We start from the raw sequence: 23,832 nt of genomic DNA on the forward strand, positions 1-23,832 counted from the left end.
CAGATGACACGACACACAGATCACTCCGAGCCCCGATCGACGACCACCCGCCGCCGGTTCCTCGCCGCCGCGGGCGCGAGCGCCGTCGGCGGTCTCGTCGGACTGCCCGCGACCGCCGCGCCGGGCGGCGAGTTCGTCGGCACCGAGGGGACGTCGTTCACGCTCGGTGGCGACCCACTGTATCTGAATGGCTCGAACAACTTCTGGATCACCAACCGGTGTGCCGAGCGCCAGCGCGTCGACGACGTGTTTCAGCTGTACGAGGAGATGGGACTGAACCTCGTGCGGACCTGGACGTTCTGTGAAGGGCATACCGACTGTCACTGTATGCAGCCAGAGCCGGGCGTTCACGACGAATCGGCGCTCAAACACCTCGACTACATCGTCGCGCGAGCGCGCGAGCACGGCCTGCGACTCGTCCTCACCTTTGCAGACTTCTGGCCCCACAGCGGCGGGTTCGATCAGTACGTCGAGTGGGTGACCGGCAACAGCGGGAAGGGGTATCGTGCGGCCTTCTACGTCAACGAGGAGATCCGCGAACTCTACCGGAATCACGTCGAGACGATCCTGACGCGGACGAACTCGATCACCGGCGTCGAGTATCGCGAGGATCCGACCATCGCGATGTGGGAACTCGCGAACGAGCCACGTCTCGAACCCAAGTGGGCCGACCAACTCAGCATCGACGACCGCGTGGGCGCGTTCGAGGGATGGATGGACGACATGTCTGCGTACGTCAAAGACCTCGACCCGAATCACCTCATCTCCTCGGGCGTCGAGGGCTTTTTCACCCGACCGGACGGCGAGAACTTCCTGTACTCGGACTGGACTGCCCAGGACTTCGAGTCGGTCCACCAGATCGACGGCATCGACGTCTGCTCGTTCCACATGTATCCCCACCACTGGCCGGGGCTGGACCTCGAACCCAACGCGGGCGCCGAGACCGTCGCGACGGGCGTCGAGTGGATTCGAGATCACGTCCAGGCCGTCGAGGAGACGGTCGGCAAGCCGCTGTATCTCGGTGAGTTCAACGTCAACGCCGACTCCCAGTCGGTCTCGATGCGCCAGGATCGCCTGGAGGCGTGGTACGACGAACTCGACGCGGGCGACGCCGGGGCGGCGACCGCCTGGCAACTCGTCCTCGAATCGACATCGGATCACGACGGGTTCCAGATCTATCGTAACCAGTCCGGGCCGATTCTGGAAGCCTACGCCGATCGCGTCCGAGCCAAATCTGGTGACGGATCGACTCCAATCGCTGACCTCTCGGGACCCGAGGACCTCCTCGTCGGTGAATCCGGGGCCTTTGGGGCGTCGTATAGCTTCGACCCCGACGGCTCGATCAGCGACTACGACTGGTCGTTTGGCGACGGCACGAGCGGGTCGGAGTCCGCCCCCGTCCATCGGTACAGCGCGCCTGGAACGTACGACGTCGACCTGACGGTGAGCGACGAAACCGGCAACGAGGCGACCGACAGCACGAGCGTCACGGTCGAAGACGTCCCCGAAGACACGATGATCGTCGAAGGGGCCGGCAAGACGGTGAGTGACACCACGTTCGAGGCCCATCTCGCGACCGTCCCCGTCTCTGGTGATTTCACCCGCGAGGCCCACCTCGACTGGATGGACGCGACCGCTGGCGACGCCCAGGCTGGACTCATCGTCGTCGACGATCCGGCCGACTGGTCCTCACTCGGCGCGGTCACGCTCACCCCCGACGACGGGGCCGAACAGACCCGCGCCTACAGCGGGACAGTCTGGCGCGAACGCGCCGAAGACGACAGCACGCCACCGATGGATCTGCGTCTGGAGCGCGCTGGCGGCACGATCCACTGCTCGGTCTCGCCCGACGGCGAATCCTGGACCGAGATCGAATCCGGCGAGATCGATATGAGCGAAGACGCGTTCGTCGGCGTGTACGTCTCCTCGAACAGCCCCGAGACGCTGTGTACGGCCCGCTTCGACGACGTATCGTGGCTCGATGGCTTCGAGAGCCGGGATATGGGCGATGTCGCCGTCGCGGGCGCAGCGACGATGGGTGGTGGATCGGACCCCGAGGGCCCGACCTGGCCGATCAACGCGACCGATCCCGACGGCGATGGCGTCTACGAGGACCTCTCGGGCAACGGCGTCGTCGACTTCCCGGACGTGAATCGACTGTTCCAGAACACGGACACGGCGGACGTCCAGGACAACGCTGACTTCTACGACGTCGACGGCGACGGGGACGTCGACATGCAGGACGTACTCGCGCTGTTCGAGATGGTCTGACCGCGAGGACAGGCGACCGCTCGGGCCGGTCGCCCGCCGGACCGAGGATTTATTCGAGTGCTCCGGCCAGAGCGTGTATGGTGACCGTGCTCTCCGGTGGGACCGGGTCCCCGAAACTCCTCGCCGGGGCAAATAGCGTCTTCGATCCCGACGCGACGACCGTCGTCGCGAACACCGGTGACGACGTCGCGCTCGGCGGACTGTTGGTCTGTCCGGACGTCGATACCGTGCTCTTTCTCGGTGGTGACGAACTCGACCGGGAGACCTGGTGGGGGATCGCCGGCGATTCGACCGCCACGCACGACGAACTCCAGCGGCTCGCGAGTGCGGCCGGTCTCGACACCGGGCCGACCTATCTCCCCCCGGAGGCCCAGACCGATGGCCCCCGCTGGGCACGCTGGCGACGGTTCGCGGGCTACGGCGAGTTCATGCTGATCGGTGATCGCGACCGGGCGATCCACCTGACTCGGACGGGCCTGCTCCGCGAAGGCCGATCGCTCACCGCCGCCATCGATCGACTGACCGACGCGCTCGACGTGCCCTGGACCGTCCTGCCGATGAGCGACGATCCCGTGGCGACGATCGTCGAGACACCCGACGGGCCGATGCACTTCCAGTCCTTCTGGGTGGCCCACGACGCCGAGCCCACGATCGAGGACGTGCAGTTCCGGGGCACGGACGACGCCCGAGCCACCGACAGCGTCCTCGACGCGCTCGACGACCCCGTCGTCGTCGGCCCGTCGAATCCGGTGACGAGTATCGGCCCGATGCTCGCTGTCGATGGAATCAGCGAGGCGCTGGAGGAGACTCCCGTCGTCGCCGTCTCGCCGTTCATCGACGACGAGGTGTTCTCGGGGCCCGCCGCCGAACTGATGGAGGCGGTCGGATACGAGCCCTCGACGGCGGGCGTCGCGGAGGCGTATCCCTTTGCCGACGCGTTCGTCCTCGACGGTCGGGACGGAACCGACCTCGATCGGCCCGTGGTCCGCACCGACACCGCGATGGAGACAGACGGCGACGCCGCCCGGGTCGCCCGAGCGTGCCAGGAGGCGCTGGAGGCGATCGACCGATGAGGAGGTGCCGATGAGCCCCGACTCCCGGGCCGAACCGAGCGCTACCGAGCGGACGCCCGCCCAGGCCGCGATGCTCGCGCTCCTCCTGGAAGTCGCGGCGACGCCGACGCCGGGTAACGTCGACCGCGCGCACGATCACAGCGATCTGCGCTTCGAGCACTTTCTCGCCGGCGCGGTCGGTGCGCTCGACGGCCTCTCGATGGCGGCCCGCCCCGACGTGGGCCTCGGACGCGCGTTCGAGCGGGCCGTGGCGGGCATGGCCACCCAACGCGGCGGCAACACCCAGTTCGGTGGGCTCCTCGTGCTCGTCCCGCTGGTGCGGGCCCAGGCCCACGGCGCATTGACCCGCGACGGGGCGCGCGCCGTCGTCGATCGGACGACCGTCGCGGACAGCGTCGCCTTTTTCGAGGCGTTCGATCACGTCGACGTCGCGGTCGACGAGCCACCGCCTGCGCTCGCAGACTGTGACGTGCGGGACGCCGACGCGGCCATTCAAGCGGTTCGAGAACGGGAGATCGACCTCGGGGCGTTGCTCGTCGCGGACGCCGCACGCAACGCGATCGGCCGGGAGTACGCCGACGGGTTCGAGCGCACGTTCGCGATCGCACGGCGACTCCGCGCGGGCGAGGGCCCAGTCCTCGATCGGGCGGCGGCAGTCTGGCTCGACACGCTCGCGGACCAGCCAGACACGCTGATCGCGATCCAGCACGACGCCGAGACGGCACAGTGGGCGAGCGAGCGCGCACAGGCCGTCCGCGAGGGGAAAGCGAGTCTCGACGCAATCACCGCGAGCTTTCAGGAGCGATCGATCAACCCCGGGACGACCGCCGACCTGCTCGCCGGTGGCCTGTTCGTCGCGCTCCAGCGGGGGCTCACGGTATGAGCGCCTGGCCACTCGATCTCCGGGGCGTGACCGAGACGGTCGTGACGACGCCCGCGGGCGACGGCACACACCGCGTCGCCGCGATGGGGATCCACGCCGGCGATCCGGTGTGGGCGCGGACCTACGGCGGAAGCCAGACACACGCAAACCTTCGCGCCTGCGGAGAGTGCGTCGTCCACTTCACGCGCGACCCCGCGCTCGTCGTCGAGGCCGCACTGGGCGAGCAGTGGGTCGCGGACCCACACCTCGGCGCGCCCGCCCGGGTCGAGATCGAGGCTCGGGAGATCGATCGCGGCGAGGCAGGCGAGACGCCGTGGACCGAGTGGGCGCTCGACCCCGTCGACGCCACGGTCGAGCGGCGGACGGTGCCCCGGATCGAACGCGCGGTCGGCGCGGTCGTCGAAGCGGCCGTCGCGGCCTCGCGTCTGGGCGTCCCCGACACCGATCGGGATCGACTGCTCGAACGGATCACGGACGCCGAGTCGGTCGTCGACTCCTGTGGCGATCAACGCGCGCGGGCGGCGATGCGACGGCTGCACCAGTTGCGTGCGGACCCCGCGGCAGAGTGACCGGACGAGTCGAATCGCTTATGACGGCGAGTCGGCAATCGACCGTATGGCCATCAAACCCGCCTACGTCAAGAAGACCGCAACGCTGCTGATGGAAACGTATCCCGACGCCTTCGGGACGGACTTCGAGCGCAACAAAGACCTCGTCGAGGCCGTCACCAACATCGAGTCCAAAGGCGTCCGCAACCGCATCGCGGGCTACGTCACCCACAAGCGCGCGGGCCCGACCGCCGAGTAGGGACAACGCTTTTTATCGGTCCGCGATCAGACGGCCCATGGACTGGCCGCACGACCCGGACGGCGACGAGGGCAGCGAAGGCCGACGCAAGTACGGCCACGCGGTGCTCGTCAAGACCGTCGACGAAGACGAATTTCCGCTCGCGATCCCGGCGTATCTCGACGAGTACGGTGACTACCCCGTCCGGATCGACGCGGATCGCGTCGTCAGCGTCGCAGAGATTTTCGAGGGTGTCGACGCCACAGAGATCGACGACATCCAGTCGTATCACCAGATCGTCGGTGACGCGATGCGCGCGAACGGGCAGTGGGGCCTCGATCGCGACGCTGCATAGCGTGACGCACGTTGGGTCACGAATCGATAGCGCGACTTCGCATAACGTGACGAGTCGTCCCGTCGCGGGTCGTCCCGTCGCGGATCGTTCCGTCACGGGCCGTCGCGTCACGATTTCGTGATCGATCTCGGAACGAAGGAGAGTTATTCGACCGGTGCCGATCCGCGAACGTGCCGAACACGCAGGTCACTCTCGTCCAGATCGACAACTACGGTCCCTGGACGGTCACGCCGGAGCCCAGACGCGAGGTCGACCTCCAGACGCTGCAGTCACGGCTGTACGCCGACCTCTCCCAGCAGTTCGGATCGCGCGGCGGCTACGTCTTTTTCACCAGATTCGACAACATGATCGCCGTCACGAACGGCATCGACGAATCGGTCCACCGGCAGGTCCAGACCTCGATCCGCAATCGCTACCCCGTGACGACGAGTTTCGGGATCGGTGTCGACCCCTCTCCCGCGGTCGCACTCGAAGCGGCGACCGAAGCGATCCAGGACGCGGGGAGTGCCCAGGACGCCGAGCGGCGCGAGGTGCTGTCCGGCTCGATACTCGACGAGTCCGCGGACGACGACCTCACGATCGCACACTTCGACGTCAACGACGCGACCGAGCGGTTGACCGATCGCCTCGACGCGTTCGCGACGTTCGCCCACATCGAACGCGGCTACGCCGAACTGATGGCGCACTTCTACGAGGCCCACGAGGGCCTGGCCTTTTTCGTCGGCGGTGACAACGTCATCGCGGTCTGCCCCGACCTGGATCGAGCAGCGTTCGAGGAGACGATCGCCCACGTCGACGAGGCGGCGGGCGTCGATCTCAAGGTCGGCGTCGGTGGCGGCGCGACCGCCGAGTCGGCGGGCATGGCCGCCAAACACGCCCTCGAACGCTGTCGCGAGAACGGCCACGACGTCGATATCGACGACTCGGCTCAGTAGCCTTCGCCGTGCTCGATCGGGCCCGAAAACGTCGAGTAGAGCACCCAGAAGTAACTGAGTACGAACGGCATCAGAACAAGCGTCATGAGCGTCATGAGGTTCAAGGGGAGTGGCTGGACGATCGCCGTCTCGACCGTGAGGCCGACAGCGGGATCGATCGTCGGATAGAGGAGGAGTGCGACGATCGCCACCAGCGCGTACACCATCCCGGCGGTGCTCACCCAGGCGGCCTGGAAGCGATCCGCTCGGATCGCCCACGCGTACACCCCGGCGGCGACGAGGGTCGCGACGACGAGGGCGATCACCGGCACCGAGAGGATGGCCCCACGCATGTCCGGCCGAAGCGCGACCAGGTAGCCAATCGCCAGCACGATCGCCCCGAGATAGCCCGCGAGGGCGGTGAGGCCCCTTCGTTCGAGCGAGGTCTGGAGATGCCCGGGTTCCGAGCGCGTCCCGATAAAGGCTGCCGCGTCGACGACACACAGCGCGACGAGCGCGAGGCCCACGACGACGCCGGGGACGGTCACGAGTTGCTCGGCGCCGACGAGCCAGTTGCCCGCGAACATCCCCAAAAAGAACGGCGAGAGGACGCTCCCGACGACGAATGATCGGCCCCACCAGCGCCGCCAGGTCGGATCCGCGCGCTGTTCGTACATCTCCGGGGCGATCCCGCGCAGGATGAGCGCCCCGAGAATCGCGAACATCAGCAGGTAGTGCCGGCCGAACAGGTTGGCGTACAGCGGCGGGAACGCCGCGAACATCGCCCCGCCGAAGACGATGAGCCACACCTCGTTGCCGTCCCAGAAGGGCCCGACGATCGCGAGCAGCGTCTCCCGCTCGTGGTCGTCTTCGGCCCGGGCGAACAGGACGCCCGCCCCGAAGTCGAACCCATCGAGGAAGATGAAGGTTCCCAACAGGGCAAAGAGCAGCACGAACCAGAGTCCGGTCAACGGCAGGCCAAAGAGTGGCCCGCTCGTGAGCGTCTCAAGCATCGCTGGTCACCTCCTCGGCCATGCCGACATCGGCGGCCGACGGCGGTCCGTTGCGGATCATCCACCGAACGACGGTGACGTAGACGACGAGCAAGGCGCTGTACCCCAGGACGAACCCCGCGAGCGTCAGCGTCGCCTCGCCGCCGGTCAGCGAGGTCGTCACCCCCTCGGCGGTCCGAAGCGATCCGGAGGGTCCGTCGAACAGCCAGGGCTGGCGGCCCACCTCGGTGACGATCCACCCGAGTTCCGTCGCGAACAGACCGCCGCCGGCCGACAGCACGAGTGCGTACAACAACCGTCGGTCGGTCGTCAGGCGGCCCTGTGACCACCGATAGCCCGCCCAGAGGCCGAGGGCGATGAACCAGAAGCCCAGCGCGATCATCAAGCGGAACGACCAGAACACGTACGCGACGGGCGGCATGCCCTCGAACTCGTTCAACCCCTGTATCTCCGCGGTCGGATCACCCCCGCTCGCGAGGAAGGAGGCCCCGCCGGGGATTCCGATGATGAACAGATCAGTCGTGCGCGGATCGGTAAAGCCCTCCAGATCCGTCGGGACGGCAACGAGCGCCTCGACGACCCCCGAGTCGGTCTCGTAGATGGCCTCCATCGCGGCGAACTTCTGCGGTTGAGTCTCGTGGACGTGCCGGGCATAGGCGTCGCCCTGGATCGCCTGCAGCGGCGCGGTGATCAGGAGTGCGACGACACCGACCTTGAGCGCGAGCGTCCAGAACTCCGGATCGCGGTCGCGAAGCACGTGATAAGCCGCGAGGCCGGCGAGGAGGAGCGCGACGGAGATGACCGCTGCGGTCTGCATGTGGACGAACATCCAGACGAACCGCGGGTTGGCGTACGCCGCGATCGGATCGGTGAGGTGGACGACCTCCATCCCACCCTCCTCGACCATCTCGTAGCCCCGTGGCGTCTGCATCCAGGAGTTCGCGATCAGGATCCAGACCGCCGACAGCCAGGATCCGAGCGCGACGAGCACGGCCGAGAGCATGTAGAGTCGATCGGAGACGCGCTCGCGCCCGAACACGAACACGCCGAGGAACGTCGATTCGAGGAAAAACGCCATCATCCCCTCGGTGGCGAGCGGCCCACCGAACAGTTCACCGACCGCCGTCGAGAACGTCGCGAAGTTCGTCCCGAACTCGAATTCGAGGACGATCCCCGTGACCGTTCCACAGACGAACGTGATCGCGAAGATCTTCGTCCAGAACCGCTGGTGACGGGTGTAGATCGGGTCGTCTGACCGGATCGACTTCCACGTGAAATACACCAGAAACGGTGCGAGGCCCATGCTGATCGCCGGAAACAGGATGTGGACGGCCGTCGTCAGCGCGAACTGCAGACGGCTCGCCAGGACAGGATCGATCATGTGTGGCTGTGAAATGAACTCATGACGGTTTCCAGTGAAGCAGCCTCAAATACCAGTGCCATCGTTCTCGGTCACCGGGAAGAGACTGGGCGGTTTAATTTGCGCGCACGGAGCGGAGAAACTGACTTTCCGGAGCCCGTTGGGCCGTGTCGAGGACTATATCTCTTTATCAACAGCAGGACGCTTTGGTTAGCGATCACCTCACTGGCGGACCCACCAGAGCGCGCCACCGCCGCCCCCGAGACCGATCAGTCCCAGCCCGGCTGCAATCGGGAGGGCATCGATACCACTCCCTTCCGTGTCCTGTTGTCGTGGTTCTGCTGTCTCGGTCGGTTCGACAGCTGGTGATGGTGTGTCTCTGGCTGGTTCGGTCAACGCATACACCAATCCATCGAAACTCCCGATGTAGACGGTCCCGTCCGCCACCGACGGTGACTGGGGCACCCAATCGCCGGTTTCGTACTGCCACTGTACTGTTCCGTCTGTCGCGTCCAGTGCGTACACACTGTCGTCATCACTCCCGACGTAGACGGTGCCGTCTGCGACCGCCGGTGAAGAATGTATCTCGTCGTCCGTTCGGTACTCCCATCGTTTGGTGCCGTCGTCCGCATCCAGGGCGTAGACAGTGTTGTCCCAACTCCCAATGTAGACGGTGGTATCTGCGATCGCTGGTGACGAATTTATGACACCATTCGTTGTCTGACCCCACTCGACGCTGCCGTCTTCGGCGTCCAACGCGTACACGATCCCCTCGAAATTTCCGACGTACACGGTGTCATTCGCCACTGCCGGTGACGACGACACGCCACCAGTGGTTTCGTACCGCCACTGGACAGTGCCATCCCCGGCGTCTATTGCGTAGATACTGTCGTCCCAACTCCCCACGTAAACCGTCCCATCGACGATTGCCGGTGATGAATGCACCTCGTCACCCGTTTCGTAACGCCACCGTTCGGTCCCATCGTCCGCATCGACCGCGTACACATGATTATCGAGACTCCCGACGTACACGGTCCCGTCCGCGACCACTGGCGAGCAGTTCAGTTCACCATCAGTTTCGAAGCGCCACTGAATGGTGCCATCGTCTACGTCCAGTGCGTACAAACGATTGTCCCAACTCCCGATATAGACCGTTCCATCGTCCACTGCCGGTGACGAATGCACCTCGTCACCGGTCTCGAACTGCCACTGGACGGTGCCATCGCCCGCATCAATGGCAGACACACGACTGTTGGTGCTCCCGAGGTAGACGGTCCCATCCACGGCTGCCGGAGACGAATCGTTAGGGGCGCCAGTTTCGTACTGCCAGCGTTCGGTCCCATTAGCAGCATCGATCGCGTACACACTGTTCTGAGTTCCGACATAGACGGTGCTATCTCTCACCGATGGTGAAATAGTCCCGTCCGCGACTGCCGATTGGCTTCTCTCCCATCCCCCAGTCTCAAAGCGCCACTTGACGGCCCCATGGGTTCGGTCAAGTGCGTACACGTTGCCGTCGTAACTTCCGACGTGGACGGTCCCATCCGCTATCACTGGTGATGAGTTCACCCAGTCGTCAGTTTCGAAGCGCCACTCGACGGCCCCGTCTCTCGCGTCCAGTGCGTACACATTGTTGTCGAAGCTCCCGACGAACACAGTCCCATCCGCCACCGCCGGCGATGAGTTGACCCTGTCACCGGTATCGAAACGCCACTCTTCGGAGCCTCCACTCGCGTCCACCGCGTAGACGGTGTTGTCGAAACTCCCGACGTACACGGTCCCGTCCGCGATCGCCGGCGACCCCATCACGGTATCCTCAGTTTCGAACTGCCACTCGACAGTGCCATCTCCGGCGTCCAGTGCGTACACGTTGTTGTCGATGCCCCCGACATAGACGGTTCCATCCGCCACTGCTGGTGTACAATGGACCTCTGCCCCGGTTTCGTATTGCCACAGTTCGGTCCCCTCGACCGCGTCCAGTGCGTACACACTGGCGTCGCCACTCCCGACGTAGACCGTGCCATCAGACACAACGGGTGAAAAATACATCCGAGCGTTGGTTTCAAACCGCCACTGAACGGCCCCACTGGCCGGATCCACCGCACAGACAGTCCCATCGGCCGTCCCGACGTAGAGGGTACCGTTAGCCAGGACTGGTGTGGTTTTGACGGGCGAACTCAAGCGGGTGCGCCACCGGACTGACCGATCGGCCTCCGAAAGGGCGACGACACCCCGAACAGTGCCGAGATACACAGTGTCGCCGTCGGCCGTGGGCGACGATTCCAGTCCGGAAACATCCGGGAAGTGCCATTCAGGGGAGACGCCTGTAACCGGACCAGTCGTGTCCGCTGCGTGCCCCGTATTGGCGTCGTCGTATCCGAACTGGTGCCAGTCGTCGGTGCTCCGGTGAGCCGTGACTGTGTGGGTCCCTGCAGTCAGGACGCTCCCCCCGAGTATCGTCGCCCCACTCGCTCGTAAAATCTGTCGACGGGTTGGCGATTGCTGCATACGTGCAACTTGTTGCCGGTCCACTTCGGGGCTCCGCATTTCGACTGTCGAACCACGGCGTCGCACGTGCGGGTCTTCGAACGGTCCTCGGTCACTCCGATCACGATGGCGGGGTCCGAACAATGAAGCCCGACGCGACCGAGACGCCAGTCGATGGCCGACATTCAGGAAAAGACAGACACGATGGCCGACAGGCCGTCGGGTGCAACGATCGACTGGCCGTGGGCCCGCGAGCACGCACTGGCGGTGACGGGTCTGCTGACACTCATCGCGTACCTGCTCGTCGGGCTGACCTTCGCCGGCGTGCTCCCGTGGCCGTCGATCGGCCGAGAGACCTCGGAGTTGCTCGCGCGTGTTGTCACGGTGCTCAACGGGATCTCGCTGACCTTCCTGCTCGCGGGCGTCTATTACATCCACAACGACCGGGTCGCCCGTCACCGCACAGCGATGCTCGCGAGCGTCGCGACGATCGCACTGTTTCTGGTCGTCTACCTCCAGAAAGTCGGCGGTGGCGGGACGATGACCTTCGACGGGCCAGCGATGGTCGGGCTGGTCTACTTCCCGATGCTCGCGATCCACCTGCTTCTCTCGGCGCTGGCGGTTCCGCTGGTCTCGTATGCGCTCGTCGTCGGTCTCGTCACACCGATCGACCGTCTCCCCGAGACCGCTCACCCGCGGATCGGCAGGTGGGCCGCTGGCACGTGGACGTTGAGTCTCGTCCTCGGGATCGTCACGCACCTGCTGTTGACTTTCTATGGGTGGGAGTACGTCGTCGGGCCGTACTAGGCCGAGCGGCGGGGAAATCGGCGGAGCGGTGGAAAAAAGCGATTCGAGCTACTCCAGACCGGTTTCGGTGTCGTCCGGGGCCTCCTCGCCGTACCGACCGGAACCGATGTCGTACTCGCTGAAGAGGTACGCCGCGCCGAGACCGAACAGTCCGACGCCAGCGATCGCGAGGAGGGGCAGTCCGCCGCCGCCCGACTCCGGGACGTAGGGATAGGACAGCGAGAGATTCTCCGTGATCGCCTCGGCAGGCGGCCAGATCCCCGATCCCACGTCGTCTGGCGGATCGCTCTCCGTCGCGGGTCCGCCGGGTTCCTCACAGACGATGCGCCCGACCATCCCGAGGCCCTTGTGCGGGATGCAGTAGTAGTCGTACGTGCCTGGCTCCTCGAAGGTGTAGTCGTAACTCGCGCCCGACTCCTCGAAGACGGTGCTGTCCCACGAGTCGGCCGCCTCGGGGATGCGCCGCGTGCTGGCGCCCTGGTTGTCCTCGGTGTAGGCCGTCGCGGAGTGACTCCCGCTCTCGTTGACCCACCGGACGGTGTCGCCCGGTTCGACGTACAGGCCGACCGGGTCGAAATAGAAGTCCGTCCCGTCGGTGTACATCCCGATCACGTACGGGTCGTCGGCGGTCCCGCTGCCTGCCCGTGGATCGTCTGCGTCCTGGGCGGCACCCACTCCCGCGCCCACTGTGGCCGCCGATCCGACGGTCGCGAGGAAGGCTCGACGTCTCATACGTCGATCGACGGGATCGAGGGTCCTGACTCTGGGGGTAGCCAGTCCGGATCGCCGCGGGCGGGTCCTTTATAATCCACCGCCGTCAGATAGTCGCACGTACATGTGCCGGGCCCGCGACCACGTCGGAGGGGATGGTAATGAGACGTGAGACGGTGGTGATCGCCCTGTTGATCGGGGCCGTACTCCTGCCGATGTGGGCGCTCACGATCGAGACCGGCCACAACAGCTTCGAGGAGATCGCCGTCCAGCCAGCCGAGAACAGTTCGCTCGCGCCGACTGCTGGCTTCCTGCCGACACCGACGGAAGTGTCCGTGTACGTTTCGGGCGTGTTGAGTTGGCTCGGCGTGTTCGCGATCTTCGGCTTCCTGGCGTTTCAGGTCAGATTCGTCGACCGCATCGGGCGCGCGGGCGAGCCACAGCACGGGTCGGCCGACGACCTGCCGGGCGTGCCATCGTTCGTCGAGAGCGAGTTCCGCGAGATCGTCGCGTACTGGCCGGCGCGGGCCGACCTCGCGGGCGTCGCGCTCGTCGGTCTGTTCGCGTTTTTGACCGTCCTCTTTGCGACGCTGTTCGCCGTCGAGACGCTCGGCGCGGCACGCCTGCAGTTCCTCGGCCTCTACGCTGCACTGGGCAGTTTCTCGCTGGCCGAACTCGTCGTCTGCTATACGACCTACTTCCTGCCCTCGATCACCGTCGCAGAACAGAGAGATCACTCATGAGCGATCCGGAGTCAGAGACAGACACAGTCGCATCGACCGCCGAGGGCGAGCAGAGCCGGGAGGAACTGCTCCGGACGACCCGGCGCAACGCCGCGACGCTGTTCGCGGGTATCGCCGGGACCGCCGCGATCGGCAGTTTCGCCGTCACGGGCCTGGTCGGCCTCGATCGGGCCGCCCTCGAGGGCGGCCCCGACCGCCTGTACGCCGAGGGCGTCCGCCTGGTCGACGAGGCAGGCGAGACGCTCGGCGTCGACGCCATCCCCGAGGGCAGCGGCGAGACGATGACCGTCTTCCCCGAGGCCGAAGGCGGTGGCCCGATCCGCACGCAGGAGGCGACGACGGTGCTCGTCCGGTTCACGGACGGCGACTACGAGGACCCGACGACAGTGTCCGGGACGGTCGCCGGCTACGCCGCGTACTCGCGAGTCTGTACGCACGCGGGCTGTATCGTCTCCCAGCGCAGCGGCCCCGACGGCCAGTACTTCCTGTGTCCGTGCCACCAGAGCGAGTTCGACCCGCTCGAAGGCGCGAGCGTCGCGGGTGGCCCGGCGACCAAACCGTTGCCACAGCTCCCGATCGGGCTGACCGAAGACGACGAACTCATCGTGGCGACGGGTGAGTTCGACGATACGATCGGGCCAGGGTGATACCATGCAGGGTCCACCCATTCCGTCGCTCGACGATCTGCCCCACATCCAGCGGAACGTGTACGACTGGGCCGACGACCGCCTCGACCTGGAGGACTCGCTGTTCGGCAAGGCGTTCCCCGAGGACAAGTACGGCTCTTTCCTGCTGGGTGAGATGGCACTGTTCAGCTTTCTCATCCTGATCGGGACGGGCGTCTTCCTGGGCTTTCTCTACCGGCCGGGGTCGGAACTGGTCGTCTACGAGGGCGCGGCGGCGCAGTTCGCGGGCCAGGAAGTGCCCGTCGCGTTCGCGAGCGTGCTCAGAATTAGCTACGACGTGCCCGCGGGGATGTTCATCCGGATGGTCCACCACTGGGCCGCCTACGTGTTCATCGCCGCGATCGGGCTCCACATGTTCCGGGTGTTTTTCACCGGAGCCTATCGGAACCCACGCGAACTCAACTGGGTGATCGGCGCGACCCTGCTCTTTCTCGTGCTCGGTGAGGGGTACATGGGGTACGCGCTGCCGTTCGACAACTACGGCGCGACCGCGACCGCGATCGGGTTCGAAATCGCCGGGTCGATCCCCGTGCTCGGCGAGTTCGTCCGCGGCCTCGTCTTCGGTGGTGGCTGGCCGGACAACGCCGGCACGATCTTGCCCCGACTGTACTTCTATCACGTCGTCGCGCTCCCGCTGGTCATCGGCGGGTTGCTCGCGGCCCACATGGGCTTGCTCGTCCGGCAGAAACACACCGAACAGCAGTCCGCGCGCGACCCCGACGAACTCGCGGGCGTCGACGGTGACGACGACTCCCGCGTCGTGGGCATGCCACTCCTGCCCAACCAGGCGGCGATCACGATCGTGGCCTTCCTCGGTGTGTTCGGCGTCATCGCGCTGCTCGCCGGCTTCTTCCCGGTCCAGCGGTTGCCGCTGTGGGGGCCCAGCGATCCGACGACGACGCCGCCGGGCGTCGCGCCCGACTGGTTTATCACCTGGGTGTTCGGTCTGCTCAAACTCGTCGGGCCGATTCCCTATTCGGAGTTCGTCGGCGGCGTCGTGATCCCGGGCCTGATCTCGAACGTCCTCGTCATGTGGCCCTTTATCGACTGGTCGGACGACGAGGCGCACTTCACGGCCGATCCGATCCAGCGCCCCGCGCCGACGGCAATCGGCGTCGCGGGCATCACGTTCATCATCATGCTCTCGATCGCCGCCCAGAACGGAGCGGTCGCGAGTGTCGTCGGCATGGAGACCGGGGCCGTGATGTGGCCGCTGCGCATCCTCGTCGCCGTCGTGCCCGCGCTCTGGGGGTTGATCACCTACGCCGTGCTCAAGCGCGGTGTGCGTCGGCGTGCGGCCGCCGAGGCGGAGTAGCGTGGACCGACCGACGCTGCCCGCGCGCCGCTATCTCTGGGTCGATCGAGTGACCAAAATGCTCGCGCTCGCCTTGCTCTCGATGGCGCTCGTCCCGGAGTTTTGGCCCGAGATTTCGTGGCTGCTCGGACTGGCGGGCGTCGCGGTCGGCGTCGTGACGGTCGTGATCCGGCCCGCCGAGGACGAGCCTTCAGAAACGTCGACCACAACGCAGTGACCGAGACGCACTATTCGACGTAGACGGTCGCGACCATGCCCGCCGCGAGGTGCGGGATGCAGTAGTAGTGATACCAGCCCGGAACCTCGAAGGTGTGGACGAACTGCTCGCCGGGCGAGATTGCGCCGCCACCCCCGAGTTCCTCGACGAACGACCTGACGGCGTTCACCTCGTCGTCGAACCCACCCGAGGCGAAGAAGGCGGCTCCAGTGGGAAGTCGGTACGGGGCCGAATCGGCCGCTCCGGCACCCGACGGCTCCGAATCGTGAGCGTGATCGTGATCTTCGTGGCTGTCGGTCGTTGTCGTCGGTTCCGCGTCGTGAGAATGATCGTGATCGTCGTGACTCTCTGTCGTTGTCGTGGGCTCCCCGTGGTGTTCGTCGCCCGAGTGGCCCCCCGACCCGTGGGTGTGCTCGATGTCGAGCATCTCCTCGACGGTGCTGTGGGCGGGCGTCGCCGCCGTGACGGTGTGGTTGCGCGATCCAGTGTTCTCCCAGACGACCGGGTCGCCGACGGTCGCGCGGTGGGTAGGCACGCCACGGGGGACCCAGTCGGGCGCGTGATCGGGCACCGCGATCGACTCCCGGGGAACGAACGCGTTCGAGGTCATCCCCACGTCGAACGCGTCCTCAGCAATGACGCCGAGACACCCGCTCAGACCAGCCAGCGAGGCCGCGCCCGCCGCGAGAAAACCACGTCTGTCCATGCCCGGTGTAGCGCCGAGCGCACCTAATACGGTTCGGTCGCGGGGCACGCGTCGGGGATGCGAGGAGTTTTGCATCGCCTCGCCAACGTTCGACCATGGCGGAGTGGACGGACCGAATCACGGGGGTCGGGCGTGCGATCGACCACTGGTGTCGCCGGCACGCGCTCGCGATCGGAGCGGGAACGTTGCTGTCGACGGCCGCACTGCTCGCGCTGGGCTGGTACACCGCCGCGATCGGCGCGGGCGCGACCTGTAACGCGACTTATCCCGGCTGTGCCGGACAGCTCTCACCGATCGGGCTCTCGGTCCCGCAGTTCGTCGAGTGGCTCCACCGGTTCGTCGCGATGTTCGTCGGGTACGCCATCCTCGGGAACGCCATCGTCCAGTGGCGAGCCCACACGGGCACGCGCATCTCGCGCAGCGCGGGGCTCGCCGCCCTCTTGCTCCCGCTGCAGGTCGTCTTCGGCGCGGCGACGGTCACGATCGCCGGCCTGTTGCCCGGCGGGTACGCCCCTCCGACACAGATTCTCCACCTCGCGGCAGCACTCGGTATCTTCGTGAGTCTCGTCGCCTCGATCGTCTGGCTCGACATCGCGCGCGGCGCGGGTCCGACCGCCCGGCGGCTGACCTACGCCGCGGCGGGTGGGATCTCGCTCGCGGCGCTGCAACTCGCGGTCGCGCGCGGCGGTGCGCTGACCTTCCGCCCGCTGGTCCAGACGACCCACCACCTGGTCGCGATCGGTCAACTCGCGGCGTTTCTCACGCTCGCGATCTGGGCCCGCGAGATCGGTCGGCGTCGGCTCACGGCGCTCGCCGGCGGCGGGGCCGTCCTGAGCGTCGCGACGATCGCTCTCGTCGTCGGCGTCGTCCCGATCACGCGCCCGATCGAACTGCTCGCGATGGGGCTGATCGCTATCCAGGGCGCGCTGTTCGTGACGATGGCGTATTCGGGTGGGGACGGCCCAGTCGAGACCCCGGCTCAGACGATCGAGATCGAATAGCGCGCGGTCGAGAAGACGACCCAGTCAGTCTCGCGCCGAATTGGCCACGACGACGAGACTCGACGCCGCCATCGCGACAGCGGCGATCAGCGGGTTGATCAGGCCCGCGACGGCCGCCGGCAGCGTCACGGCGTTGTAGCTCAGCGCCCACCCGATGTTCGAGCGCACGCGCGAGCGGACGGTCCGCGCGTGGACGAACAGGCGTGCGACAGCATCGAGGCCACCCTCCAACACGGTCGCGTCCGCGGCCTCCGAAGCGAGTTCCGTGCCAGACGCGAACGCGACGCCCAGATCGGCGGCTGCGAGCGCGGGCGCGTCGTTGGTCCCGTCACCGACGACCGCGACCGAGCCATGTGCCGAGCGCAACCGGCGGACCGTCTCGGCTTTGGCCTCGGGGAGCACACCGGTGAACACGTCGTCGACGGCCGGGTGACTCGCGAACGGCTCGATCGAGCCCTGGTCGTCGCCGGTGAGCACGACGATCCGACGCTCGACATCGAGCGCGTCGAGCGCGTCCGCCCAGCCCTCACGCGGGCGATCACCGACCGCGATCAGGCCCTCCACGCGGCCGTCGATGCCGACCGCGGTGACGACGAGGCCGTCAGCGCGGGCGCGATCGATCGCCGCGGCCCAGCGGTCGGGGACGTCCCACCCGTCGAACAGATCGGGATGGCCCAGCCGAACCGATCGCCCGTCGACGGTCGCCGTCGCGCCACGCGGAAGTTCCGCGAACTCCGCGATGTCGGTGTCCGCGAGATCGATCTCCCGATCCGTGGCCGCCGCGACGATGGCGTCGGCGATCGGGTGGTCGGCCTCGCGCTCGATCGCGGCCGCGACGCGGAGCACGCGCGCGGGATCGGCGCTTTCGACGCGATCGACAGCCATCTCGCCGGTCGTGAGCGTCCCGGTCTTGTCGAGTGCGAGCACGTCGATCGTCGGGAGCGATTCGAGCGCGGCGGCCTGCGTGACGACCACACCGTCGCTGGCGGCGCGATCGACGCCCGCGGCGACCGCCAGCGGGGTGGCCAGGCCAAAGGCACAGGGACACGAGACGACCAGGACGCTCACGCCGACGACGATGCCGCGCGCGATCGACCCGGTGGTCCCGATCCACCCGATCGCGGCGAGAACGGCGAGTCCGATCACGAACGGGACGAACACCGCCGCGACGGTGTCCGCGAGTCGCTGCGCGCGGGTCTCGCCGGACTGCAGCGACCAGAGTTCGCCCAGGACGCGGTCGTACGTGCTCGTCGCGTCCGGCCCGACTGCGACGATCAGCCGTCCGTCGACGGGGACGGTCCCGCCGACCACGTCGTCGCCGGGCGCGACCGGGCGCGGGTCGCTCTCGCCGGTCAGCAGCGACTCGTCGACAGCCGCCTCGCCCTCGACGATCGTGCCATCGACGGGGATGCGATGCCCGCGCTTGACGACGACGTGATCGCCCGGCGAGACCGCCTCGATCGCGCGGGTGACCGTTTCGCCGTCCTCACGAATATCGACCTCCGAGATGCGGCCGAAGTCCAACTCGCCGAGTCGGCCGAGCGCGCGGCGCTTGACGCGCGTCTCGACGAAATCGCCGATCGTGACGACCGCGACCAGTGCGGTCGAGACGTCGAAGTACACCTCCGTGCCGCCACCGAGCACGACCGCCATCGAATAGCCCCACGCCGCGAGCGCGCCACCCGCGACGAGCACGTCCATGTTCGGCCGGCCCGAGACGAGGCTGACGTACGCACCCCGGAAGATGGGATAGCCCACCAGGCCGAGAATGAGCGTGCTGACGATCGGCAGCGGGAAGAAGACCATCATGCGCGCGCCCGTCGTCGTGTGGAACGACTCGGGGTAGATCCCCAGGTGAACGGGGTAGATGAAAAACGTGTACAGCGTCATCACCACCATCAAGCCCAGCGCGCCGAGGACGGTCCGGAGTTCGTCACGACCGAATCGCTCGCGCTCGCTGGCCTGCGTGCCGACCTCGGGGATCGCCGCCCGGTAGCCCATGCGCCGGACGAGATCCGGGAGGTCGTCGGTCCCGATCCGGTCGGGATCGTACTGCACCTTGAGCATCTCGGTGGCGTAGGAGGCTTCGGCGGCGTAGACGCCGTCGTGGTCGGTCGCGGTCCCCGCGACGAAGCTCTCGCAGGCCGAACAGTGCATGCCGTCGACGGTCAGAAAGGCCGTCTCGGCGTCGTCGGGAACCGCGCTGTCGGTCGCTGGCTGGTCGAGCGCCTCGGGATCGACGTCGCCCAGCGTGCGCGAGATTTCGAGACAGCCCCGACAGCAAAACTCCCCGTCGACCTCGGGGTCGGTCACCGGCGGGTCGGGCGTCTCCAGGTCACACAGCGTACAGGTCATGAGAGTGGCATAGCGTGTGGAATCGGAATCGTCGGGACAGGGACACCGAGCGTCGCGAGACCCATGAGCAGCGGGACGAACCCGAGGACGACGAAGATCGCCCCGAGCGCGCGGTCGATCGTCCGGCGACGCGCTCCCGAGATCGCGCCCGCGGTCGTGCCAACGAGAAACATCGCGGGGATCGTGCCCAGGCCGAGCGCGGCGAGCGCGCTCGCGCCCGCGATCGGGTCACCCGACGCCGCAGCGTAGGCGTACGCCGGATACAGCAGTGGGCAGGGGAGGATTGCGTGGAGCGCGCCGAGCGCGACGATGCCCGGCCCCTCGACGAGGCGATCGACGTGTCGGGAGACGCGCTGGGTGACCGTCGCGAACAGGCGTCCGCCCGGGCCTTCGGGGAACAGTGTCGCGCCACCGCCACCGCGCAGGCGCGCGAGACCGAGCGCGACGATGAGCACCCCGACGACGACGCCGACGACCCCGCGGACGAGCGTTCCGATCGCCGCGAGATCGGCCGCGCCGTAGACGAGCGCACCGATCGTCGCGAGCAGTGCGCCGACGACGGTGTAGGAGAGCGTCCGGCCGAGGTTATACAGCGTGTGCTGGCGGATCGCGAACCACGTCGGGGGGCCGGCGTCACGTTGGACCCGGTCGCCGTAGGTGGTCGCGAGCGGGCCACACATTCCGATGCAGTGGGCCCCGCCGAACAGGCCGATCGCCGCGAAGACCGCGAGGTCGAAGACGGCCATCACGCGATCGGTCGGCCTCGCCCACCCGATTCGGGCCGTCCGAGCGCCCCCGATGCGACGATCCCTGCGATCACGCGCCGGCCCGCGACTGTCCGTAACTGGTGCCGATCACGAACGCGATCGCTCCGTAGATCACCATCGACGGCAGGACCATCATCGCGACCGTCGAGGCACTCATCCACGGCAAGGCGATCAGCGCACCCACACTGACGGCGATCACGGCGGCGAGCGCGCCAGCTGCAGGCAGCAAGTCGAGTTCCATACGATCGACTCACACGGCCATCCCCATAGACGTTCGGCCCGTCCGCTGCCGATCGGGTCACGAGTGTCGGCTGGCGACCAAGGCGGCCAGCCCCACGAACGCGCCGAGGCCGACACCCACGGAGACCGCGCCGTACACCGCGAGGTTGAGCGGCGATATCTGAAAGGTGATCGGGCCGAATGCAGCGACGTTGCCGGCGTCGATCGTGAGCGCGAGCGCGAACCCGAACCCCGCCGCGAGGACGACCGCGACGAGATAGATCCCCACGACGGCCTGCCGCCCGGAGATTGCGATCGCCGGTTCGGCCGCCGCGCTCTCGACCCCTTCGTCGGTCGCTGAGTGGCCACTCCGGTCGTCGCCTGTCAGGTCGGTGCCCGCCCGCGAGTCCTTGCCCGGTGACTCGGTATCGGTGTCCACGGGGGAGGTTCTCACCGGATAGCCATTCCTTTTGCGCTCCCGGTCCCACTCCCCGATATGAACGACAAAGAGCGACTCATGCTCGTCCTGATCGTGATCGTCCTACTCGTCGCCGCGGCGGGGTTCGCGGTCGTCCTGATGAACTGACTCGTCGGTCCCGCCGTCGGTGACCGCCGGCCCGCGTGTGCTCTCGAACCACGCCCAGTCACGGGTGTACTGGCCGACGGCAGCGAGTTGCCAGGGGTCGCCGTCGGTGACGGTCCGCTCGGCGCGCAACGACTGGATCATGTTCCAGACCCACAGCGCCGTACTGATCGTGATGAGGATCGCCCCGAGCGTCGCGACCTGGTGCCAGGTCGCGAACTTCGGCAGGTAGGTCGCGTACCGCCGGGGCATGCCGCCGTAGCCCAGGAACATCATCGCGAAGAAGGTCACGTTCGACCCGACCAGGGCGAGCCAGAAGTGTCCCTGTGCGAGTCGCCGGTTGTACATCTTCCCGGTCATCATCGGGAAGAAATAGTAGGTCGCGCCCATGAGCGCGAACCCGATCATCCCGTAGACGATGAAGTGGAAGTGACCGACGACGTAGTAGGTGTCGTGCATCACGAGGTTGAACGGGATCGCCGCGAGGAAGACCCCGGTGACCCCGCCGATGATGAAGTTCTGGAGTGCACCGAGCATGAACAACATCGGTGCGTTGAGGCGAATCTTCCCGTTCCACAGCGTCGCGATCCAGTTGAACACTTTCACGGCACTCGGCACTGCGATCGCGATCGACACCGCCATGAACGACGTTCGGAGGCGCGGGTCGAGCCCGGTCGTGAACATGTGGTGGGCCCACACACCAAATGATAGCACACCGATCGCGATGGTCGAGTAGACGATGAACTTGAACCCGAACAGCTTCCGACCCGCGAACTTCGGGAGGATGAGGCTGACCAGCCCCATCGGCGGGAGCACGAGGATGTACACCTCGGGGTGGCCGAAAAACCAGAAGAGGTGCTGATAGAGGATCGCACCGCCACCTGCGGGGTCGAAAAACAGGGTCCCGAAGTTTCGATCGAGTAAGATCATCACGATGACCGCGCCGAGCAGTGGGAACACGATGACGATCAGAAACGACTGGGTGAGGATCGTCCAGCTAAAGATGTCGAGTTTCGACCAGGGCACCGTCGTCGAGTCGCGGGCGGCGACGATGGTCGCGATGAAGTTCATCGCGGACATCGTCGTCGCGATCCCCGAGAGGTGAAAGCCCAGCAAGAACAGATCGATCCCGGCGTTGGCCTGCTGGGTGACCAGCGGCGTGTACATCGTCCAGCCCATCGACGCCGGCGCGATGCTCAAGCCGAGCGGTTTGAGGAAAAAGCCCGACCACATCAACAGCGTCGCGGGCGGGAGGATCCAGAACGCGATGGCGTTGACGCGCGGAAACGCCATGTCGTCGGCGTCGACCAACAGTGGGATGACGTAGTTCCCGAACGCCGCGATAAAGGGCGCGGCAAACAGGAACAGCATCGTGATCCCGTGGGTGGTCATCAGCCCGTTGTAGTACTCCCGGGTCATGAAATCGGCCCCCGGTCCGAGAAGTTCCAGGCGCATCAACAGGACGGTGCCACCGCCCCACGCGAACGCGACGACGCCGAACACCCCGTAGAGCTTTCCGATGTCTTTGTGGTCGACGGTCGTGAGCCAGCGCAACAGTCCGACGGGTTTCTCCGCTCCGTACCGCCTCGTCGTCGCCGTCTCGCCGCCCGATATCGGTGTCGCCCAGCCCTCGACGCGGGCGAGCCAGGCGAACACCGCCACGAGAAGAGCCCCCATGACGAGCGAGACGACGAGCTGTGGAGGAACTGCCATTGGATCGGTATACGACACTCGGGAGTATATAGGATCGGAAAGCGACAGGATTGCCTGCTACTTCTCGGTCTCGTCGGGTGATCGACGAGGAGGGTCGCGCTCGTCGAGGCCGACCCCCGCCGGTTCGACCTCTCCACCCGAGCGCTCGATCGCCTCGACGGCCACCTTCGTGATCCACGCGAGTGCGAGCAGCGGGATCAAGATGAGGAGATACTGCTGAATCCCGGGGACGAGGCCCAGATCCGACCACGGGTCGAGCAACGCGATCATCGCGACGAAACCGAGCAGGACGGCCATCGGCACCAGATTGACCGTGATGTCGAGGACGACCTGCTTGTCGAAGGTGCGGCTCATACGCCGCATAGACGATGTCCGGACTCAAAAATTCGGGTACCGGCAGGCCCGACCCCCACTACGAGTTCGAGGCAGAGTTCGACGGCGCGACACCGGTCGGGTTACGAGGACGTGGCGTCGAGGGCGCCGAGAACCAGCGCGGCGCCGACCGCCAGGAGGCCACCGACAACGACCGTGAACGCGCGGGTGTAGAGATCGAACTGCACCGAGACCGCACTGAACCCGTACAGCACGCCGCCGATCAGGACGATCGTCCCGCCGACGATCAGTGCGCCGCGGCGGTGACTGTCGACGTAGCCCGTCTCGACGAGGATGCCGACGACGCTGCCCGCGAACAGGACGATACCCGCGACACCCACGGGCACGAAGATCCCACCGAAGAAGACGCCGAACTCCGAGAGGGCCAGTCCGAGCGCGATCAACAGTGGCCAGGGACTACTGCGATCGAACTCCTCAGCGACGCCAGTCGACTCGACCATAGGACGTGTTCGCACTCCTGAAGTAGAAACCCAC

Annotated in this window: 25 protein-coding genes; 13 read left to right on the plus strand and 12 right to left on the minus strand. The window is 66.6% G+C overall.

All coding sequences use genetic code 11. The annotated features are described in order from the left end of the window. Window positions 1-3: 3 nt before the first annotated feature. The 7 genes from HARCEL1_RS06890 (at window position 4) to HARCEL1_RS06920 (ending at window position 6,303) form a co-directional block, all read left to right on the plus strand. A complete protein-coding gene (locus HARCEL1_RS06890) occupies window positions 4-2,271 on the plus strand; it encodes a PKD domain-containing protein (protein WP_108381819.1) in 2,268 nt (755 codons plus the stop codon). A gap of 77 nt (window positions 2,272-2,348) precedes the next feature. Then, the gene (cofD, locus tag HARCEL1_RS06895) at window positions 2,349-3,344 is read left to right on the plus strand and encodes a 2-phospho-L-lactate transferase (protein ID WP_108381820.1); all 996 of its coding nucleotides are present in this window, start codon (window positions 2,349-2,351) and stop codon (window positions 3,342-3,344) included. Window positions 3,345-3,354: 10 nt separating this feature from the next. Next, complete coding sequence (locus HARCEL1_RS06900; RefSeq protein ID WP_108381821.1) at window positions 3,355-4,227, plus strand: triphosphoribosyl-dephospho-CoA synthase; 873 nt, start codon at window positions 3,355-3,357, stop codon at window positions 4,225-4,227. Further along, complete coding sequence (locus tag HARCEL1_RS06905) at window positions 4,224-4,796, plus strand: DUF447 domain-containing protein (RefSeq protein ID WP_108381822.1); 573 nt, start codon at window positions 4,224-4,226, stop codon at window positions 4,794-4,796. Before HARCEL1_RS06900 ends, HARCEL1_RS06905 begins: the two co-directional genes overlap by 4 nt. A 46-nt stretch (window positions 4,797-4,842) precedes the next feature. After that, window positions 4,843-5,034, plus strand: a complete 192-nt coding sequence (locus HARCEL1_RS06910) for a 30S ribosomal protein S17e (RefSeq protein WP_108381823.1) — start codon at window positions 4,843-4,845, stop codon at window positions 5,032-5,034. Between the two features lie 37 nt (window positions 5,035-5,071). After that, window positions 5,072-5,368 (plus strand): DUF5785 family protein, encoded by a 297-nt coding sequence (locus HARCEL1_RS06915; protein ID WP_108381824.1) that lies wholly within the window; start codon window positions 5,072-5,074, stop codon window positions 5,366-5,368. Window positions 5,369-5,538: 170 nt separating this feature from the next. Continuing rightward, window positions 5,539-6,303, plus strand: coding sequence for a GTP cyclohydrolase IIa (locus HARCEL1_RS06920; RefSeq protein ID WP_108381825.1), 765 nt, complete (start codon window positions 5,539-5,541; stop codon window positions 6,301-6,303). Here the strand turns inward: HARCEL1_RS06920 and HARCEL1_RS06925 are convergent. The 3 genes from HARCEL1_RS06925 to HARCEL1_RS06935 all read right to left on the minus strand — a co-directional run bounded on the left by HARCEL1_RS06925 (window position 6,297) and on the right by HARCEL1_RS06935 (window position 11,202). After that, the gene (locus HARCEL1_RS06925; RefSeq protein WP_108381826.1) at window positions 6,297-7,295 is read right to left on the minus strand and encodes a cytochrome d ubiquinol oxidase subunit II; all 999 of its coding nucleotides are present in this window, start codon (window positions 7,293-7,295) and stop codon (window positions 6,297-6,299) included. The two genes, HARCEL1_RS06920 and HARCEL1_RS06925, sit on opposite strands and share 7 nt — an antisense overlap. Then, window positions 7,288-8,676, minus strand: coding sequence for a cytochrome ubiquinol oxidase subunit I (locus HARCEL1_RS06930; protein WP_108381827.1), 1,389 nt, complete (start codon window positions 8,674-8,676; stop codon window positions 7,288-7,290). Before HARCEL1_RS06930 ends, HARCEL1_RS06925 begins: the two co-directional genes overlap by 8 nt. 201 nt (window positions 8,677-8,877) lie before the next feature. Next, window positions 8,878-11,202: a beta-alanine-activating enzyme beta-propeller domain-containing protein gene (locus HARCEL1_RS06935; RefSeq protein ID WP_108381828.1), complete on the minus strand. Its 2,325-nt coding sequence runs from the start codon at window positions 11,200-11,202 to the stop codon at window positions 8,878-8,880. 114 nt (window positions 11,203-11,316) lie between these two features. Between HARCEL1_RS06935 and HARCEL1_RS06940 the strand changes: the two genes are divergently transcribed. Then, window positions 11,317-11,949 (plus strand): DUF420 domain-containing protein, encoded by a 633-nt coding sequence (locus HARCEL1_RS06940; RefSeq protein ID WP_233357303.1) that lies wholly within the window; start codon window positions 11,317-11,319, stop codon window positions 11,947-11,949. 48 nt (window positions 11,950-11,997) lie between these two features. On the opposite strand, the gene HARCEL1_RS06945 is transcribed toward HARCEL1_RS06940, so the two are convergent. Then, entirely contained in the window at window positions 11,998-12,681 is a 684-nt protein-coding gene (locus tag HARCEL1_RS06945; protein WP_108381829.1) for a plastocyanin/azurin family copper-binding protein, read from the minus strand. Between the two features lie 140 nt (window positions 12,682-12,821). Here HARCEL1_RS06945 and HARCEL1_RS06950 point away from each other — a divergent pair, with 140 nt between their 5' ends. From HARCEL1_RS06950 to HARCEL1_RS06965, 4 genes are read left to right on the plus strand one after another with little or no spacing between them, the layout of a single operon-like run. Further along, window positions 12,822-13,403, plus strand: coding sequence for a hypothetical protein (locus HARCEL1_RS06950; RefSeq protein WP_108381830.1), 582 nt, complete (start codon window positions 12,822-12,824; stop codon window positions 13,401-13,403). Next, the gene (locus HARCEL1_RS06955) at window positions 13,400-14,050 is read left to right on the plus strand and encodes a QcrA and Rieske domain-containing protein (protein WP_108381831.1); all 651 of its coding nucleotides are present in this window, start codon (window positions 13,400-13,402) and stop codon (window positions 14,048-14,050) included. Before HARCEL1_RS06950 ends, HARCEL1_RS06955 begins: the two co-directional genes overlap by 4 nt. A gap of 4 nt (window positions 14,051-14,054) precedes the next feature. Then, the gene (locus HARCEL1_RS06960; RefSeq protein ID WP_108381832.1) at window positions 14,055-15,404 is read left to right on the plus strand and encodes a cytochrome b; all 1,350 of its coding nucleotides are present in this window, start codon (window positions 14,055-14,057) and stop codon (window positions 15,402-15,404) included. A 1-nt stretch (window position 15,405) separates the two neighbouring features. After that, the gene (locus tag HARCEL1_RS06965) at window positions 15,406-15,621 is read left to right on the plus strand and encodes a hypothetical protein (RefSeq protein WP_108381833.1); all 216 of its coding nucleotides are present in this window, start codon (window positions 15,406-15,408) and stop codon (window positions 15,619-15,621) included. A gap of 10 nt (window positions 15,622-15,631) precedes the next feature. Here the strand turns inward: HARCEL1_RS06965 and HARCEL1_RS06970 are convergent, their stop codons facing one another. Then, a complete protein-coding gene (locus HARCEL1_RS06970; RefSeq protein WP_108381834.1) occupies window positions 15,632-16,327 on the minus strand; it encodes a plastocyanin/azurin family copper-binding protein in 696 nt (231 codons plus the stop codon). Window positions 16,328-16,422: 95 nt separating this feature from the next. On the opposite strand from HARCEL1_RS06970, the gene HARCEL1_RS06975 reads away from it, so the two are divergent. Then, window positions 16,423-17,328 carry a COX15/CtaA family protein gene (locus HARCEL1_RS06975; protein ID WP_108381835.1) on the plus strand — a complete coding sequence of 302 codons (906 nt, stop codon included), beginning with the start codon at window positions 16,423-16,425 and terminating at the stop codon, window positions 17,326-17,328. A gap of 24 nt (window positions 17,329-17,352) precedes the next feature. Here HARCEL1_RS06975 and HARCEL1_RS06980 read toward each other — a convergent pair whose 3' ends face one another. From HARCEL1_RS06980 to HARCEL1_RS07010, 7 genes are all read right to left on the minus strand, one after another. After that, entirely contained in the window at window positions 17,353-19,683 is a 2,331-nt protein-coding gene (locus HARCEL1_RS06980; protein ID WP_108381836.1) for a heavy metal translocating P-type ATPase, read from the minus strand. Then, window positions 19,680-20,429, minus strand: coding sequence for a sulfite exporter TauE/SafE family protein (locus tag HARCEL1_RS06985; protein WP_108381837.1), 750 nt, complete (start codon window positions 20,427-20,429; stop codon window positions 19,680-19,682). Before HARCEL1_RS06985 ends, HARCEL1_RS06980 begins: the two co-directional genes overlap by 4 nt. A 70-nt stretch (window positions 20,430-20,499) precedes the next feature. Further along, a complete protein-coding gene (locus HARCEL1_RS06990) occupies window positions 20,500-20,691 on the minus strand; it encodes a DUF7333 family protein (RefSeq protein WP_108381838.1) in 192 nt (63 codons plus the stop codon). 57 nt (window positions 20,692-20,748) lie between these two features. Beyond that, entirely contained in the window at window positions 20,749-21,108 is a 360-nt protein-coding gene (locus tag HARCEL1_RS06995) for a DUF7520 family protein (RefSeq protein ID WP_108381839.1), read from the minus strand. A gap of 102 nt (window positions 21,109-21,210) precedes the next feature. After that, the gene (locus tag HARCEL1_RS07000) at window positions 21,211-22,965 is read right to left on the minus strand and encodes a cbb3-type cytochrome c oxidase subunit I (protein WP_233357304.1); all 1,755 of its coding nucleotides are present in this window, start codon (window positions 22,963-22,965) and stop codon (window positions 21,211-21,213) included. Window positions 22,966-23,022: 57 nt separating this feature from the next. Continuing rightward, window positions 23,023-23,319, minus strand: coding sequence for a DUF6684 family protein (locus tag HARCEL1_RS07005; RefSeq protein ID WP_108381840.1), 297 nt, complete (start codon window positions 23,317-23,319; stop codon window positions 23,023-23,025). Between the two features lie 101 nt (window positions 23,320-23,420). Further along, the gene (locus tag HARCEL1_RS07010; protein WP_108381841.1) at window positions 23,421-23,798 is read right to left on the minus strand and encodes a DUF7541 family protein; all 378 of its coding nucleotides are present in this window, start codon (window positions 23,796-23,798) and stop codon (window positions 23,421-23,423) included. Between the last annotated feature and the right edge of the window lie 34 nt (window positions 23,799-23,832).

It is taken from the genome of Halococcoides cellulosivorans, assembly GCF_003058365.1.
Taxonomy (GTDB): Archaea; Halobacteriota; Halobacteria; order Halobacteriales; family Haloarculaceae; genus Halococcoides; species Halococcoides cellulosivorans.

What these genes read in the sequence shown, in the direction of transcription:
- HARCEL1_RS06935 (WP_108381828.1), bottom strand. Translation starts at nt 11,202, where the DNA reads ATGCGGAGCCCCGAAGTGGACCGGCAACAAGTTGCACGTATGCAGCAA.
- HARCEL1_RS06955 (WP_108381831.1), top strand. Translation starts at nt 13,400, where the DNA reads ATGAGCGATCCGGAGTCAGAGACAGACACAGTCGCATCGACCGCCGAG.
- HARCEL1_RS06925 (WP_108381826.1), bottom strand. Translation starts at nt 7,295, where the DNA reads ATGCTTGAGACGCTCACGAGCGGGCCACTCTTTGGCCTGCCGTTGACC.
- HARCEL1_RS06960 (WP_108381832.1), top strand. Translation starts at nt 14,055, where the DNA reads ATGCAGGGTCCACCCATTCCGTCGCTCGACGATCTGCCCCACATCCAG.
- HARCEL1_RS06930 (WP_108381827.1), bottom strand. Translation starts at nt 8,676, where the DNA reads ATGATCGATCCTGTCCTGGCGAGCCGTCTGCAGTTCGCGCTGACGACG.
- HARCEL1_RS07010 (WP_108381841.1), bottom strand. Translation starts at nt 23,798, where the DNA reads ATGGTCGAGTCGACTGGCGTCGCTGAGGAGTTCGATCGCAGTAGTCCC.
- HARCEL1_RS06990 (WP_108381838.1), bottom strand. Translation starts at nt 20,691, where the DNA reads ATGGAACTCGACTTGCTGCCTGCAGCTGGCGCGCTCGCCGCCGTGATC.
- HARCEL1_RS06970 (WP_108381834.1), bottom strand. Translation starts at nt 16,327, where the DNA reads ATGGACAGACGTGGTTTTCTCGCGGCGGGCGCGGCCTCGCTGGCTGGT.
- HARCEL1_RS07000 (WP_233357304.1), bottom strand. Translation starts at nt 22,965, where the DNA reads ATGGCAGTTCCTCCACAGCTCGTCGTCTCGCTCGTCATGGGGGCTCTT.
- cofD (WP_108381820.1), top strand. Translation starts at nt 2,349, where the DNA reads ATGGTGACCGTGCTCTCCGGTGGGACCGGGTCCCCGAAACTCCTCGCC.
- HARCEL1_RS06945 (WP_108381829.1), bottom strand. Translation starts at nt 12,681, where the DNA reads ATGAGACGTCGAGCCTTCCTCGCGACCGTCGGATCGGCGGCCACAGTG.
- HARCEL1_RS06975 (WP_108381835.1), top strand. Translation starts at nt 16,423, where the DNA reads ATGGCGGAGTGGACGGACCGAATCACGGGGGTCGGGCGTGCGATCGAC.
- HARCEL1_RS06985 (WP_108381837.1), bottom strand. Translation starts at nt 20,429, where the DNA reads ATGGCCGTCTTCGACCTCGCGGTCTTCGCGGCGATCGGCCTGTTCGGC.
- HARCEL1_RS07005 (WP_108381840.1), bottom strand. Translation starts at nt 23,319, where the DNA reads ATGAGCCGCACCTTCGACAAGCAGGTCGTCCTCGACATCACGGTCAAT.
- HARCEL1_RS06940 (WP_233357303.1), top strand. Translation starts at nt 11,317, where the DNA reads ATGGCCGACATTCAGGAAAAGACAGACACGATGGCCGACAGGCCGTCG.
- HARCEL1_RS06905 (WP_108381822.1), top strand. Translation starts at nt 4,224, where the DNA reads ATGAGCGCCTGGCCACTCGATCTCCGGGGCGTGACCGAGACGGTCGTG.
- HARCEL1_RS06910 (WP_108381823.1), top strand. Translation starts at nt 4,843, where the DNA reads ATGGCCATCAAACCCGCCTACGTCAAGAAGACCGCAACGCTGCTGATG.
- HARCEL1_RS06950 (WP_108381830.1), top strand. Translation starts at nt 12,822, where the DNA reads ATGAGACGTGAGACGGTGGTGATCGCCCTGTTGATCGGGGCCGTACTC.
- HARCEL1_RS06915 (WP_108381824.1), top strand. Translation starts at nt 5,072, where the DNA reads ATGGACTGGCCGCACGACCCGGACGGCGACGAGGGCAGCGAAGGCCGA.
- HARCEL1_RS06900 (WP_108381821.1), top strand. Translation starts at nt 3,355, where the DNA reads ATGAGCCCCGACTCCCGGGCCGAACCGAGCGCTACCGAGCGGACGCCC.
- HARCEL1_RS06890 (WP_108381819.1), top strand. Translation starts at nt 4, where the DNA reads ATGACACGACACACAGATCACTCCGAGCCCCGATCGACGACCACCCGC.
- HARCEL1_RS06980 (WP_108381836.1), bottom strand. Translation starts at nt 19,683, where the DNA reads ATGACCTGTACGCTGTGTGACCTGGAGACGCCCGACCCGCCGGTGACC.